This window comes from Paraburkholderia phenazinium, assembly GCF_900142845.1.
Classification (GTDB): Bacteria; Pseudomonadota; Gammaproteobacteria; order Burkholderiales; family Burkholderiaceae; genus Paraburkholderia; species Paraburkholderia phenazinium_A.
In genome coordinates, this window is the sequence record NZ_FSRU01000001.1 from 2,207,811 (window position 1) to 2,221,268 (window position 13,458).

12 protein-coding genes and 1 pseudogene are annotated in these 13,458 nt (G+C 58.6%); 3 read left to right on the forward strand and 10 right to left on the reverse strand.

The features are described from left to right. Positions 1-187: 187 nt before the first annotated feature. Together BUS12_RS09620 and BUS12_RS09635 are read right to left on the reverse strand one after the other, a co-directional pair. The gene (locus tag BUS12_RS09620) at positions 188-1,234 is read right to left on the reverse strand and encodes a hypothetical protein (RefSeq protein ID WP_074295475.1); all 1,047 of its coding nucleotides are present in this window, start codon (positions 1,232-1,234) and stop codon (positions 188-190) included. A 1,225-nt stretch (positions 1,235-2,459) separates the two neighbouring features. After that, on the reverse strand, positions 2,460-3,002 hold the full coding sequence (locus tag BUS12_RS09635) for a MarR family winged helix-turn-helix transcriptional regulator (protein WP_074295478.1): 543 nt from the start codon (positions 3,000-3,002) through the stop codon (positions 2,460-2,462). 562 nt (positions 3,003-3,564) lie between these two features. Here BUS12_RS09635 and BUS12_RS09640 point away from each other — a divergent pair. After that, positions 3,565-3,810, forward strand: coding sequence for an FAD-binding protein (locus tag BUS12_RS09640; RefSeq protein ID WP_253190132.1), 246 nt, complete (start codon positions 3,565-3,567; stop codon positions 3,808-3,810). 399 nt (positions 3,811-4,209) lie between these two features. After that, a complete protein-coding gene (locus BUS12_RS09645) occupies positions 4,210-4,809 on the forward strand; it encodes a MarR family winged helix-turn-helix transcriptional regulator (RefSeq protein ID WP_074295480.1) in 600 nt (199 codons plus the stop codon). Between the two features lie 418 nt (positions 4,810-5,227). Here BUS12_RS09645 and BUS12_RS09650 read toward each other — a convergent pair whose 3' ends face one another. Then, positions 5,228-6,319 (reverse strand): porin, encoded by a 1,092-nt coding sequence (locus BUS12_RS09650; protein ID WP_074295481.1) that lies wholly within the window; start codon positions 6,317-6,319, stop codon positions 5,228-5,230. A 372-nt stretch (positions 6,320-6,691) separates the two neighbouring features. Between BUS12_RS09650 and BUS12_RS38125 the strand changes: the two are divergent. Then, a pseudogene (locus BUS12_RS38125) lies at positions 6,692-6,979 on the forward strand (IS3 family transposase); the annotation flags it as partial. A gap of 72 nt (positions 6,980-7,051) precedes the next feature. On the opposite strand, the gene BUS12_RS09655 reads toward BUS12_RS38125, so the two are convergent. The 7 genes from BUS12_RS09655 to BUS12_RS09685 form a co-directional block, all read right to left on the reverse strand. After that, positions 7,052-8,032 (reverse strand): fumarylacetoacetate hydrolase family protein, encoded by a 981-nt coding sequence (locus BUS12_RS09655; protein WP_074295482.1) that lies wholly within the window; start codon positions 8,030-8,032, stop codon positions 7,052-7,054. 18 nt (positions 8,033-8,050) lie between these two features. Beyond that, a complete protein-coding gene (locus BUS12_RS09660; protein WP_074295483.1) occupies positions 8,051-8,524 on the reverse strand; it encodes a VOC family protein in 474 nt (157 codons plus the stop codon). Between the two features lie 56 nt (positions 8,525-8,580). After that, positions 8,581-9,612, reverse strand: a complete 1,032-nt coding sequence (locus BUS12_RS09665; protein WP_074295484.1) for a CDP-6-deoxy-delta-3,4-glucoseen reductase — start codon at positions 9,610-9,612, stop codon at positions 8,581-8,583. Between the two features lie 206 nt (positions 9,613-9,818). Beyond that, positions 9,819-10,682 carry a fumarylacetoacetate hydrolase family protein gene (locus BUS12_RS09670; RefSeq protein ID WP_074295485.1) on the reverse strand — a complete coding sequence of 288 codons (864 nt, stop codon included), beginning with the start codon at positions 10,680-10,682 and terminating at the stop codon, positions 9,819-9,821. Between the two features lie 20 nt (positions 10,683-10,702). Further along, the gene (locus BUS12_RS09675; RefSeq protein WP_074297314.1) at positions 10,703-11,959 is read right to left on the reverse strand and encodes an MFS transporter; all 1,257 of its coding nucleotides are present in this window, start codon (positions 11,957-11,959) and stop codon (positions 10,703-10,705) included. Positions 11,960-12,037: 78 nt separating this feature from the next. After that, on the reverse strand, positions 12,038-12,535 hold the full coding sequence (locus BUS12_RS09680; RefSeq protein ID WP_074295486.1) for a flavin reductase family protein: 498 nt from the start codon (positions 12,533-12,535) through the stop codon (positions 12,038-12,040). Continuing rightward, entirely contained in the window at positions 12,532-13,446 is a 915-nt protein-coding gene (locus BUS12_RS09685; RefSeq protein ID WP_074295487.1) for a VOC family protein, read from the reverse strand. The genes BUS12_RS09680 and BUS12_RS09685 overlap by 4 nt, the downstream gene beginning before the upstream one ends. Between the last annotated feature and the right edge of the window lie 12 nt (positions 13,447-13,458).

Consider the following 13,458-nt stretch of genomic DNA (forward strand, 5'->3'; position numbering starts at 1 on the left):
AGCGAAGCTCTCGCGGAGCACATCGCCTGAGCACCTCGGTGGCAAGCGGAGGCTGGCGTCATATGACCGCGTACTTGTACGACAGTTCTTCCTTGTTGCGCCGTCCAACGTTGAACGTTCTCAACATGCAGAACCCTTGCACGCTCTGAAAATACTTCGACCTGAGTCAGTCGAAGCGTAGCCACTCCTATCGTTTGTTCACGCTCGGGTGCGGTCGGTACTCGCCGGTTTCCATCAACTCTGAAGCGGCGATCGCCTCGGGTGTCCAACGAAGCGTTGCGCGCGTTTCCATCAGCCACGCCTGATAGCCTTCCGGAACGTTCTCGGACGGCCCGTGGTGGATGACGCCTTTCGGCACCCAGGTTAACGTGCCGGGCTCAGAACACCCTCCCCAGACGCCAGGGCCCCGTACATAACAGATCACCTCGTCAAAATCGGCATTGATGTGAACTGGTGGTCGCTCACCAAGACGTGCGCTCAAATTGAACATCAGGATGTCGCCCGTGCTCGAAGACAGAAACTGACTGGGTGGCCCGCCATTGGGTAAATACGTGTGAAGTTGAATGTTGGCCAGGTTCAACTTCCACACAGGAACGGATGTCGACAACCGCACGCCGAGAGAAAGCGGGTCGTGCGGCATCGAAAACACGGTGTTCTCCGTATCGAACCCCTTCAACACGAGTCTCGTCGGACCGCCGACGGGGATGGCGGGATCAATCTCGGCATACTTTACGTCCCGCGCGACATTGAGCAAGCCAATCGGTGATGGGGGCGCAAGTTTCAGCGCCGAAGGACTTTCGACAATGATGCTGCACATGCTATCGCCCGTCGGCGCGTATCGATACGCGATAGCCCGCGGAATGCAGACGAAGTCGCCCTCCACGGCCGTGAGACTACCGACCTCTGTTTCGAACTTCACCGTACCCGACTGAATGAAATGCATTTCGTCCGCTTCGACATTTCGAAGCACATACGGCATGGGCTTGCGCCGGCCGGATACGACCAGTTTGACACCGAGTCTGGATGTCGCCACCGTTGTCGGGAACGCTTCGGCGTCGTGCTGATCCGCGGGTGTCAATCGATCGAGGACGGCTCTTCGCGGTGCGTGCGGACCTTCTACAGAAAGGTAGTCCGGGCCGTAGGTCGACCGAGTCACGACCGATGCCGCGCCTTGGAACCCGTCCCGAGTCCATAGTTGCACAGGATGCTCTCCACCGTGCAAGTCATCACTCATTTGTCAATCTCCTTCGCTCTCGAGCGCCGCCGCTTTCTTTGCCCTACCACCTGTGCGGGAGCATACCGTGCATGCCACTCACGACGTCCCGCTTTGAGTCCGCCAGGTGGCTTTGGTTGTCGTCATGCAATTTCGCTGGCGGTTGAACTGGAAGTCTACTCAAATGACGACTTGACCGGCGCCACCGGAATATCATGTCCTCCGTCCCGATGCGAATGTGCAAACCCATCATGGTGGCGAGCGTCGTCAACTACACGCCTGCACGACCTGCCGCGCAGGCGCTGATTACCGACGTCGGTTGTGAATGATGGTTCGACACATTGCGAACCCGCGGCAAACTCACGGGCAACGGGTGTCCAGGGAGAAGCCGGCGCCATATTGAACGTTCGCGCATCGCTATGACTTGGACTGACGATTCGGTATGTCGTCCGATGCATCGATGCGCTCCCAGTCGCGCCACTGATCTCATCGGTTTTGGTGCGATAATCTTATGACAGATGGATTTATATCGAATCATGTTCTTTGAATCCAACAAAGTCAAGACCGCTGGGGAATTCACTAATACGACGCTGCGAATGACTCCGTCCGACTCGACTGCAATCGGTGTGATCCAGGATACCCTTGAGCTGGTTCGCCATACAGAGGGAAAGGAGCCGACAGCGGTCTTCGACGACCGGGGCCGATCGGTCGCCTGGATGACGCGAACCCTGTATCGCCTCTACGAAGACCAGGCGCAAAGAGCTCTACGTGAGAATGTTTGTTGAAGCGAACTCGCGATCAGAAGGATAGGCGAAAGTACTACGTAATCCTCACCGATGATGGCAGATGCCTGGGCAACCAATTGTTACCGGATGTCGTCAAGATGATTTCCGCGTCGTTCGACGGGGCCGACAAGATATGCTCGTCTTCCGGAAGGTTTTGCATCAGATCGATGCAGACCTCATTGCGATGTCGAATGGAAATACTCTGGACTAGCCAGGCGGCTTCCGCGGCCCAATACGAAGGCTTTTCGACCGCCCATGTCTAACGGCAAAAGCGCGGGCGTTCCCATCGAAACGGCGGACTCGCCTCCGCTGGCGGGCCCCAATCAGCAAGGCATTATTTCGGCGCCGCGCATTACTTTTAAACGACTTTTTGTCTGAGTAAGCAGAAGAGGTGTCGCGCTCGCGGTGCGTCGAACGTCCGATCATCGCTCTTGATTGGGTGGAGATGCATGGGCTGGTTGTCAGTCCAAAACATCATTGTCCTGTGACATCCCGATAAGATTCACTTCAATCTGGTGCATGACCTTCCAGAAAATGCGGAGATCCTTCTGAGTGACCCCCTCAAGTGACGCCGAAATCGTTTCGACGAGCGCGGGAAGCATTTCATCAACCAGCCGCCTGCCCTCATCTTTCAGATTAACAAAGTACTTCCGTCGATCGTTCGGGTCTCGGGTTCGCTGTACCAGACCACGCTTTTCGAGGCTATCGAGCGCAGGCACGGCGGTCGTCGAAGCAATGCCGACCCGTTTGCTCAATTCAAGCTGATTCAGTGCACCGCGCTCGGCGAGTACGCGAAGGTAATACCAATACGCGATCGGAAGCTCCTCCCTATCGAGAATCTTTTGCGCCTGAGCGTCATAGAGCCTATGCACCGTTCGCGCCATCCACGGGATAGTCCTGCCATGGTCATCAAATAGCTCAAGAGGGTGCGTCGCGGCTGGCTCGCGCGGTAGCGCGCGAGCATTCGTGGCAGCTTTGACCGTGGTGGAGTTTGACTTAGGCATGCACTGATCCCTTAATGTGGAGGTTGCCCGGATAGGGAATCCGGGTCGCGCAAACAACAGTCAAAGAGCGCCTGCCAAAGGAACCCTTGACCTCTCTCATACTGCGAAACATTATTCGACATAGATCGATATCAATCGGCATCATCGTTTTGCAAATGATCCGTCGCAAGAAGGAGCATACCTCACGACGACTACTTCATCGTGCTGCCCGGCAAAGTCAGACCGCGAAGGTCACAAGGACGTACAGCCCGACACACGTGTTGGCTCGGTCCGGCAACAAGGATACGCAGATCGGTATAGACATGAACCCGCTCGCCAATGGCCGCTGACGCAGGGAAGATCCGCCGGGCCGCCCGGCTGCGGCTACCTTGGTTGGACCCGAGCGAGGTTCCCCACAGATTGGTACCTGCATGGGCCATCCCTCGTTATCCGAAAACAACCGCTATGAACCGGTTTTGGCAGTTCAGCGGGTTGGAAACATCGTCACGTCGGGGTTCTGGATCCACCATCGCATCTCGTGCGGGCGCACTTCAGCCCAGGCGAGACTTCCATGCAAAGGCAGATGCACGTTCGCTCTCACCGGGGCGTCGTGATTGCGACAGGCGGCTACCCAGGTAACTCGGACATGTGCCGCGAGCACTCCCGCGCGCCAATAGCGAATCTCACGCTCGGGTTGGCGGGCAACGTCGGCGAAAGGAGCGGGCTAGGCCTGTCGACGGGCGGCCAACTCGACCACAACTCTAGCGACATGACGTCAAGCAGGACGTCCGGATTACCGACGAACTTGCTGGCCGGTCGGTCGAGGTGATTGTCGCCGCGTCAGGGGGCATGGTAGTCGCTCCGTTCGGGTTGTTAGTGGGTAATTGACGGCGGCCCTCTTTCTGCTTGTCGCTAGCTGTGAGGCGCCAATGGGCCTGCTGACGTCGACAAGCGAGATAAGACAGGAAGTGAGGCACAAGGGCGGTGGGAGACGGGGAACGAGAAATCGTCCATCCGCGGACTGATATCTGTAAAAGAACAGTCAATTGGTGTCGTTACCGACATTCATTGGTTAGCTCCAAATCTGATTCGCGTTTCGCATGTCCGGCTTGTTGGGGACACGCCCCAGCTCCCTCCACAATTTTCGCAACAATTCGAGCGCGCTACATCCTTCTATCTGGTTGCTTAAGCTATCATTTAGGTGCCCCCCAAGTGACGAACCCCGTTCATGACCACTTCCGACTCCACCACACGCCAGCAACACGCGCTTCCCGCGCGCCACACCCGCACGCAGCCGCTGCCCACGGAACGCCCCGATCACGACCTCGACAATTCCGTCGGATATCTGCTCAATCGCGCGGCGAGCATTATCGCGGCACGCTTCGGCGACGATCTTAAACCCTACGACATCAACCTTCAGGGTTGGCGGGTACTTGCAGCGCTCCGTCACGAAGATCACCAGAGTTTGTCGGACCTCGCAAGTCACACAGGTTCCGAATTATCGTATTTGTCGCGTGCCGTTGGGGCCCTCGAGTCCAAAGGATATATCCACCGCAGTGCGTCTCCCTCCGATCGTCGTAACCTTCACTTATCCCTGACGCCCAAAGGGATTGCGATCGTGAATGAACTATCTCCGCGCGCGTGGGAAATCGAACGGATGTCAGTTAAGGGCGTATCGGCCCGCGAACTGGAAATCACGCTCAAAACCCTTCGGATGGTCTATTCAAACCTTGTCGACGGTTGCGAAGACGTGCCCGCGATCAGCCGCAAGCTCACATTGGCGCGACGTATGCGCCGACGCGAAACGCGTGACGCATCGTCCGATTGATTGCGCCCGTCGGCCGTCCGGAATTCCAGGTCAAGCGCGCGCCGCAGTAGCCTATATACATAGTCAGCAAACCTTCCCGCGTTATCGAAGCGAATGTACCTTGCACTATGCGTCGATCGCGACGGAGAAGTCACGACTTCGAGTACAGATGCGAAGATACCTCGAGCTTGTTCGCCGCGCTGGACACATCCCCCCTTAACTGCCGGGTCAAACCGGCGTTTCCCGTTGGTGTAACGGGTCATTCGAAGTGGCAGAAAAGTCACACTCGTCATCGATCAAGGCTTGCGTCCGCAATGTCTGGTTGCGGACGCAAGCGTGACGCTCCACAGTCACCTATACCAGATGCTCAAAGTCAAAACTCATTAGTAATCCTATTTATAAAAACACATAGTACACACTCCCGCTTCGTTACGATGTATCAGAACTTCTGCTGCAGACCGATCATGACCCCAAGCTGATCCGCGCCAGTTTCGACAGTGCCGCCGGCTGCAACCGGGTTGGCAGCCAGCGCACTGTTGAACATGTACCCAATCGACGTGTAGACCTCCGTGCGCTTCGATAGCTGGTAATTTACGCGTCCGACCAGTAGCGTCGCGCTCGAGTCGTTCGTTCCCGCATGTCCGCGTTGCAGATCACGCACGCCCTCGGCGTCGAAGGAAAGCGCTGGCGTGAGATAGTACGTTACCCCCGCGAAGAAAATGTCTGTCTGCAAATGAGTCGCGGCTGCCACGTTGTTTCTAACCCAGCCGACACCGATCTTGGTTGGACCTAAATTCACGTAGCCATCGACGATGTTGTGCGTATCGGTGTATGCGCTGTTGTTCAGGGGCGCCGACGCGCCTGCACCACCACGCATCACATCGTAGGATGCCGCTGCACCGAAGCTCGCTGAATCATAGGCAAGCAGCGCAGTGTATTGCCGGCACGCAACGAAGTCGCCCGGCACCTGTCCTCCGCAGTTAGTCGCCGCGGGGCCCGCAGGGCCGGCCGCGTCACGGCCAAAACTGTAGGTTCCGCCAAGGGTGAAGCCACTGAATTTTCCAAGGTAGCCAACCGCATTGTCGCTGCGCGAGTTCGGCAGATACGGGTCGAAGCTGGCCATCGAATGAATCGAAGGGCCGATCACGTCCGCGTTGGCCAGCGCGTACATCGTCATGTTCATTTGCCGGCCGAGCGTGAGTGAGCCATAGTCGCTGCTCACGCCAACATTCGCCTGACGGCTGAAGAGGCGCCCGCCATAGTTCAGCGAACCGGTGCCCGGCTGAAAGCCGCTCTCCAGAACAAAGAATGTCTTGTAGCCACCGCCGAGGTCCTCGACGCCCCTCAAGCCCCAGCGTGACGGTACTTCACCAGTCAGAGTAGGCACCCCAATTTCCGATCCACCGTGGGCTGTTGCGTGGTTGTAGTACGACAGCCCTGTATCGACGATTCCATATAGCGTGACACTGCTTTGGGCATACGTGAATCCCGACACTGCGACGAGCAATGCCGCGCTCCATTTGATTTTCATGACGATTAAATCTCCAATTTTGTGGCGCAATGCCTGGTTATAAGAAGCCGGGGAAACGCTCGTCTACAATCTAATTATTATATTTAGGATGACTTATTTTATAAGTCTCGAACAGGTACGATAATCCGATCTGAACCTATGTCATCGCGATCGACCTCCACACGTCCGTTCGCATCTCCATGTTGCTGTTGCACGACGCTTGGACGTGAACCTATAGCGACGGTTTTCGGCAATCGCCCAGGCCACGGTTCAGGGCGCGATGGTGCTCACACTGGAACAGATCGAGCTCTCCCAACTGCGCAATGACTGGGGAGAGTCGCTCGCGCGGTTTTCCAGCCGGCAAGGCCCGCGACGGTCGTGCTTTAACTTTTGGACCATGGTAGCCAGACCTCCAGTCATGAATTCTGGCGCAAACTGGAAGCCTCCGGCATGCGTTGCCCGGTGAGCCGCACGAGTTGCTGGGAAAATGCGTCGACGGAAATCTTCTTCAGCCGCCAGAAGAACGAGAGGGTGCATGGCACAAGCTATCGCACGCATCGAGAATCCGTTGCGGACTTGTTCGAATACATTGAAGTGTTTTATGGCCGCCCTCGTCGTCATTCGTCGCTCGGCTTTCTATCACCAACCTGGTTCATGCGAAACTGGCTCGGTGCTCAGTAGGCAAAGGGGACCGTTGCATAACCCGGGGCCCTTGGACGGCGGAGAGCCGAGGCCCCCTTTGCCTCCCCTCCTTTAGCTATCCCTTCTTGTGGCGTCGTGGGTCACGAACGTGCTCTTGAGCGTGCCAATGCCTTCGACCCAGACCTCCATCTCATCGCCGGGCTCGATGAACTGGTTGTGTGGCATACCGACGCCCGCCGGCGTGCCCGACAGAATCACGTCGCCCGGGTACAGCGTGACGCGACTGCTCAGGAAGGCAAGCTGTTCGGCCACGCTGAAAATCATCTCGGCGGTACTCGAATCCTGACGCAGCTCGCCGTTACGCCAAAGACGGATTCCAAGTGACTGAACATCCCGAATGTCTTGTGCAGGCGTGATCCAAGGTCCAAGCGGACAACTTCCTTCCCAACACTTCTGGGAGATCCAGTCAAAGTGGAACGGTGAATGCACGCCAATGTAGTCGCGTACGAATACATCTCGCAGGGAGAGATCGTTGGCCACGGTGTACCCGGCAACGTACGACAGCGCATCCTCGACTGCGACATTGCGTGCCGGACGTCCAATTACCACCGCGAGCTCCGCCTCCCAATCGACGCAGCGGCTATAAGGCGGCAGGGTCACGTGTTCCCCGGTACCAACAACCACCGAGCGTGAGGGAGCCTTGATAAAATGCCACGGCGCTCCCGAAACCGTGTGCGGATCGGGTGACGGTGGCATATTGAACGCGCGGTCCATCTCCGCGACGTGATCATAGTAATTCGCGCCCGCGCCGTAGATGGTCCCGGGTAGCAGCGGCGCCAGCAGCTTTACCGCATCGAGCGCGAAGCCCGGCAGCGATGTCGTCGATGCGAAAATGCGAGCGGCTGCCTCGCGCAATTGCGGACCAAATCCGTCCCACCGGCCGATAAGTTCAGTGACCGTCAGGTCATGCATGTCAAGCTGCAGCAACTCGCCAAGCTGCGGACCATACGGATAAACACGCTCACCAACCAGCAGGCCGGCACGCGCTCGCCCTTCGTCGTTGAAACTCAGCAGATGGTAATGGTCGTTCATGTCGAATTGTCCTATCGCTTAAAAGCGATCGCCGAAGTCGAAAACATCTTCGTTCTGGAAGCCGTCGTAATACTGAAATTCCCACCAGTTGTAGTCGAGGTCCTGAAGATAGAACGAGTACACACCGTGTTGCAGCGTCGTCTCGGTGATCTGGCGAATCTTGTAGTGGTCCTTGAACTCATGTGCTGCACGATGCGCGGCGTCGACTTCTTCCCGAGTACGCACGTCGAGTCCCCAGTGGGTCAGGAACGAGACGTCGTGAATCTTGTCGCCCACTTCGACGCAGAACACATGGAACTTCAAACCCAGCCGAAACGCGAACGCGGGGGCCGCATGGCGGACGGTTTCAAGGCCAAGGAACTCTTCGTAGAAGCGCCGCGTTTCTGCAATGTCGCGGCACTCCAACGTGCCGTGTCCGAGCACGTAGGGTCGATTGATCGCGCTGCTGTTTTTCAACGGTACAACGGCGTCGCCAGGGATTTCGAGCGTCATAAGATGCCTCCATTGTGTTAGGTACGGCTGGTGTATCGGTCGGCGATTGCGTGGCCTTACGCAGCGGTCTCCGCCTGCGTCAGGAACGCGTCGGCATGGAAAGCCGCCGCTGGAAGACCGCACGTGCTCGTGAAGTCTTCTCGTGCTGCGTTGACCATCGCCGGCGCGCCGCACGCATAGACCTCATATCCCGAAAGATCCGGAAAATCGTCGACCACCGCCTGGTGAACCCAGCCCGTGCGCCCGGTCCAGTCGCAATCCATTTCCGGTTCGGACAGCACCGGCACGAAATGGATGTTCGGATGATCCTCCGCCCATTTGCGTGGCAGGTCGGCCAGATACAGGTCGCGCCGCCGGCGGCCACCCCAGTAGATGTGGAGTTCACGAGCGCTCCCGCGTTGCAGTGCATACTCGACAATGGCTTTTACAGGTGCGAAGCCGGTACCACCCGCGAGCAGGATCGCGGGCTTCTCGGTAGTCTCACGCAGGAAGAATGAACCGAAAGGTCCTTCGAAGCGAAGCATCTCCCGCGGGGCAAGCTTCGCGAATACGTGCTCGGTGAAGCGGCCGCCCGGGTGATGGCGAATATGCAACTCGATATGCGTCAGCGACACCGGATCGGGCGGCACAGCAATCGAGTAACTGCGGCGCACGCCGTCCGGCAACAGTACGTCTATATACTGACCGGCGCGGAAGAAGAAGTTCTCGTTCAGCGGAAGTCGCAACCTCAGAACGGCAACATCGGGCGCGGGTCTCGCGATGTCAGTCACCCGGCAGGGGTAGGTCGAAGCCTTGACGACATCGAGGCCGGTTAACTCCTCCACCTCGATGGTCAAATCGGAAAGCGGCTTCGCGGAGCATAGCAATGCGTAGCCGTCCTCTCGCTCCTTCGGTGGTAAGGCTCGTTCGAGTACATGACCGTGCTCGACGCGCCCCTCCACGACGCGCCCCTTGCACGCGCTACAAGCGCCCGAGCGGCAGCTATAAGGAACGAAAAGACCGGCCTTCATGGCTGCCGCCAATACCGTTTCGCCCTCTTCGACAACATAGCGATTTCCGCTTGGCTTCAGTAGTATTTCAAAACTCACTTTCGCGTCTCCATTCTTGAATCCAGCCTCCACCCGGCTGCCCTTCACGTTCCGAATCCACCGCTGGCGGACCATCACCGGATCGGTTGATTTTTCACCGCGAGAACACGGCTCCGACCAGCACCGGCATACCCACCGTGCTCCCATGCGCCGGAAACCACCCCATGCATGTGCCAACCTCTACCGATTCACGGCGCCCGCTTGCATCACACCGGTTCGGCAACGATCCGATTCTCAATTGCACCAATCCCTTCTATTTCGGCCCGCATCACATCCCCTGCTCTTAAGTACACGGGAGGGCTCATCGCGACGCCTACGCCCGACGGTGTACCCGTTGCCAGCAAGTCGCCCGGTTCGAGCGTAAAGGCGGTGGACAGGTGAGCAATCTGGTTGTAGATGTCGTGAATCATCGCGCCGGTCATATCGTCTTGACGCAGTTCGCCGTTTACCCACATCCGCAAACGCAAGGCGTGTGGGTCGCCGAGCTCGTCAGGGGTAACGATCCATGGACCGATGGGTCCGCAGGTATCGAACGACTTACCAATCGTCATGGTCTGCGTGGCGAGCTGCCAGTCGCGCACCGACACGTCGTTGCACACCATAAAGCCCGCGATAACCGAGCTCGCTGCTTCGCGGCTCACGTGCCGGCAGCGCTGGCCGATGACCACGCACAGTTCGACTTCGTAATCGAGCTGATTCGATACTGCCGGAAGGTGCACATCGCCGAACGGGCCGTTGATACAGGAAACCTGTTTGTTGAACCAGACCTGGGTGGGCGGGGTCTGCACTCCGACCTTGGCCGCCTCTGCCACGTGCTTCCGATAATTCATGCCGATTGCGAGGTATTTCGACGGATTCGGCAGCGGAGCAAGCAGCGTGACGTCCGACAGCGCAACGGAGTGCCCGGGCAACACGGCGCGCGCACGCGCGATTGCTTCTGGACCGGCCTCCAGTAATTCCTTCATGGTGGCCGGCAAGGTCGGATCGTTGCATGGCAGGTCAATCACAAGATCGCCCTCCACCTTGCCGATCGAAATGTTTGCGTGGTGCTGGTAAGTAACGAGTTTCATGGATGTCAAAAGGAAGTGAATTAGGCCAGGCTCGTACGCGGCGGATCTTCTGATGCGTCGCCGTGTGCAGGAGCCTGAACGGGATACGGATAACTGCGCGGCAGTCTCAGCAGCAGCCATCCGGCGCAGGTGAGCACAGCCACGAACGCTATCAGCGCGGGGCGGTAGGAACCCGTGGCATCGTAGGCAGCTCCCATCACGAAGGGCCCGAGTCCGGTACCGACCGTGAAGACTGCGAACAGATAGCCGTAGATCTGTCCAAACGCGCGCAGGCCGAAATATCGACTCTGCAGATACGCGATGAGATCGACCTCCGCGCCCATGCCGAGGCCGACCAGCACTGCACCGATTGTCGTGAGCGATACGTCGGCACTGGCCAGTAGTGCAATCACACCTATGGCCGGCAGGATCACGAACGCGATCGCAACGTGGGGACCGAAAAACCGGTCGAGCAGAAAACCGCACAACAAGCGCCCTGCGATCAACGACGCCCCCATGCCCGAAAACACGGCTACCGCCTGGCTCGCCGGAATGCCGCGGTCAGTCAGCAACGGCACAAGGTGCACAACGGTGCCGTTGACAACGATTGGAATGCACAGGAACACCACCGCAAGCTTCCAGAAATCCCGGCTGCGCACGGCCTCACCCGCTTCGAGCCCTGGCAAGCCGGGACCGCGCATGTGCGCTTCCGCGATCCGAGGCGCGCCAACTGGATCACGGATGAACAGCCCGACTGCGAGAAACGCGATGACGAACACGGTCAAGCCGATCGCTACGTACGCGCCTCGCCATCCGAGCCTGTCGAGATACAGTTGCGTGAGCCGGGGCACGAGTGCCGCACCCAGGCCTACGCCCGTCATGGCGATGCCCATTGCGAGGCCGCGCCGCCGATCGAATGCCGCGGCGATCGCCTTGGCATAAGGCAGCGGTGCCTGCCCGCCGCTGAACAGGCCCATCACCGCGAACATGGCCAGAAACGCCGCGGGAATGGCCGGCGCCAGCGACATGGCGGCGATGGCCAGCGCAAAGAACGCAATGGCAACCAGTGTGACCCGCCTGATCCCACGCCTATCGATCAGTCTGCCAGCGACGGGCGTGGCAATCGCCGCGAAGATCGACCCCAGCATGACCGCGCCGGACATGACGCTGCGATTCCAGCCGAACTCCGCCATGATGGGCTTCATCAGCACCGATGTCGAAAACTGCAGGACGGTGACGTTACCGACCGTCAGTCCAAGGAGCGAACCAAACACGATCCACCAGCGGCTTTTGAACATCCAATGCACGATCATCTCCAATTGTCTTTGTTGTCCTCGAGTATCCACCGATCCGGGGTGGCGAATCGGGGTTCGCCGTCATGCGGTGGCACTGTGCTCGAGGAAGCGGCCGGCATGGAACAGCAGCGGCGATTCGCTGCCGTAGGAGAAGCGCTCGACGTGGCCCAGAATCATGACGTGGTCGCCGTAAGGTTCGATGCCCGACGTCCGGCATTCGAAGCAGGCCAGCACGTCGCCGAGTACCGGAACGTCGCCGAGCCCCGCCTGCACGCGTTCGCTGAACGGCGCGAACTTGTCTTCCGCGAACCTCGCGAAGTGGGTCGCGAGGTCTTGCTGATCGGCGGCCAGAACATGCACGGCGAAATATCCCGATTCCCTGAACACCGGCAGGCTCGGCGACCTGTCATTCAGATACCACGCCACCAGCGGTGGATCGAGCGAAACTGAGCAGAACGAATTGACAGTCAGTGCAGCCTGCCGTCCGTCCTCAGTACGCGTCGTGACAACGCAGACACCGGTCGCAAACCGTCCGAGTGCGTTGCGGAGCTCGCGACCATCGATAGAAACTGCGCTCATGATTTTTGTCCAGTCAAAGCGGGCGTGGCGTTCGCGCCAGCACCCGTGAAACAGCGCGGATCGCGCACGGAACCCCAGGAGTCGAGATTGCTGGGAGACGGCTCCATGCGCCGTGGCTCACGAGGATGCGCTTCAGCAAATGTTTCCATCCCGAAGCTGTACTCCATCGTTAACCCATCGGGGTCAAGGAAATACAGAAAGACGCTGTCGGAAGCTGGATGCCGGCCAGGGCCAAACACCACGTCGGAGTTCGCAGCCTTCAGGCGCGTTAGCGCCTTACCGATGTCGTCAATTTCCGTCACCATGTAGTTGACGTGGTGCAAACAGTGACGATCGAAGCGCGCGATACCGATACCGTGGTGATAGGGGTTCGGCCAAACACGCATGAAGGTGACGAATTCGCCGAGCGAATCCGACTCCCGGAAATTTAGTACGTCGCGCCAGAATTCAATGGCGCGCGCCGCATCAGGGGTGTTGAAGACGACATGACCGATCCGCTGGATGCGCGCGACCGACGGCTGGAATGGACGCTCCGCGTCTGGCAACGGGACGTAGAACTCTATCGTTGCGCCGACCAGCGGTTCGAATACACGTACAGCGCGCAGCTGCGCCCGCTCCCGACAACTCTCCGTCGCCGTTTCGTGCACTTCTAGACCTGCGCGCGTAAGCCGTTCAATCAACGGCTCGAACTGCGCCTCGTCCTCCAGCATGAAACCGGCACACCGAAGCCCTGCTTCCGACGCCGCATGCAACACCACGTTATGGTGGTCGTGATCGCAGCGCAGTCGGATCTCGCCGTCGGCGCCCGTGTCCACGTATTGGAGGCCCACCACCTCTTCATAGAACCGGCGCGATTTTTCCAGATGGGTCACGTTAAGTTCCACGCGCCCCAGCTTCCCGTATCGGACCATTACTTCCTCTCC